The 1,348-nt window shown below is 75.1% G+C and carries 2 protein-coding genes; one reads left to right on the top strand and one right to left on the bottom strand.

Annotation, left to right across the window (positions count from 1 at the left end; translation table 11 throughout):
* A partial coding sequence (locus tag KJP73_RS01330; protein WP_249669005.1) for an MMPL family transporter occupies positions 1–936 on the bottom strand: 936 nt, incomplete at its 3' end.
* 73 nt (positions 937–1,009) lie between these two features.
* Here KJP73_RS01330 and KJP73_RS01325 point away from each other — a divergent pair.
* A partial coding sequence (locus KJP73_RS01325) for a MarR family winged helix-turn-helix transcriptional regulator (RefSeq protein WP_249669004.1) occupies positions 1,010–1,348 on the top strand: 339 nt, incomplete at its 3' end.

Raw genomic sequence — 1,348 nt, 5'->3', positions numbered from 1 at the left:
CGGCTCGAGGCTGCGGCGCAGCGCACGCCGCATGGCCGCGGCCGGGGACTCGACGGCGCGCAGCTCCTCGCGGTAGCGGGCGACGATCAGCAGCGCGTAGTCCACCGAGGCACCGACCACGAGGATCGACAGGATGCCCTGGGCCTGGCCGTTGAGGGTGAGCACCCCGGCGTCGGCGAGGTGGTAGACCGCGAGCGCGGCCGCGCAGAGCGCGAACACCGCGGTGAGGATCACCGCCAGCGGCAGGAACGGCGACCGGTAGACCAGGACGAGGATCACCAGCACGGCACCGAGGGCGACGAGCAGCAGCACGCCGTCGATGCCGCCGAACGCGTTGGTCAGGTCCGCCACGAACCCGCCCGGGCCCGTGACCCACGCGAGCAGGCCCGCCTCGCCGGCGGAGTCCGCGGTGGCGCCGAGCTCGTCGGCCAGCGCGTCCCGCACGACCTGCACCGCGACGCCGACCACGCTCTCGTCGTCCGCGAGGCTCTGCTCGGCGGCCTCGGCGTCGAGCGACAGCGGCACGAGGAGCGCCTCGCCGTCCTCGGAGGGCACGACCACCGGGTCGCCCGTCAGGACGTCGCCGAGGGTGGCGGGGTCCCCCGCGGCCGGGTCGGCCCCGGGCAGGGCGAGGTCGGCCAGCCCGTCGACGACCGGCTGCACGGTGGCCACGGCGTCCGGGTCGAGCGCCCCGCCGTCCTCCGCGGTCAGCACCACCAGCACGGGCAGCGACTCCGACGTGACGAACTCGGACGACAGCTCGGCCGCGCGGGTCGACTCGGCCGACGACGGCAGGAACGCCGCCGAGTCGTTGGTCTGGACCTGGGACAGCTGCCCCTGCGCCATCCCGCCGAACGCCCCGACGGCGAGCCACCCCGCGACCACGACCAGGACGGCCAGACCGCCGACGATCCCCCGCAACGATTTCCTCAGCATGCTGAGCACTATGCGCGACGGGCGCGCTTCCGGCAACATGTGCCCGGTACACGCGTCGAGAGAAGGAAGCTTCGTGGAGCGGCCCGAGCAGCACGGCGCCGCCGACCGGCACCCGCGGTGGGCGGCCATGGCCGCGCGCGACCCGAGCGGCTGGCCCGTCGGCCGGCTGCTGTCCGCCGCCGCGCGGCGCGTCGAGCGGGACTGGAACGCCCACCTCGCCTCGTGGGACCTCAACCACGCCAGCCAGCCGGTCCTCGTCATCCTGCTGCGGGGGCCGCGCACCCAGGCCGAGCTCGCCGCGCTGTGCGAGGTGACCGAGCAGACGATGAGCCGCGTGCTGGCCCGCATCGAGCGCACCGGCTACATCACCCGGTCGGCGCACGCCACGGACCGGCGCAAGCAGCAGATCGAC

Origin of the sequence: Cellulomonas hominis (assembly GCF_901521055.1) — a bacterium.
GTDB lineage: Bacteria > Actinomycetota > Actinomycetes > Actinomycetales > Cellulomonadaceae > Cellulomonas > Cellulomonas endometrii.
This window is presented reverse-complemented; position numbering and strand designations above follow the sequence as displayed.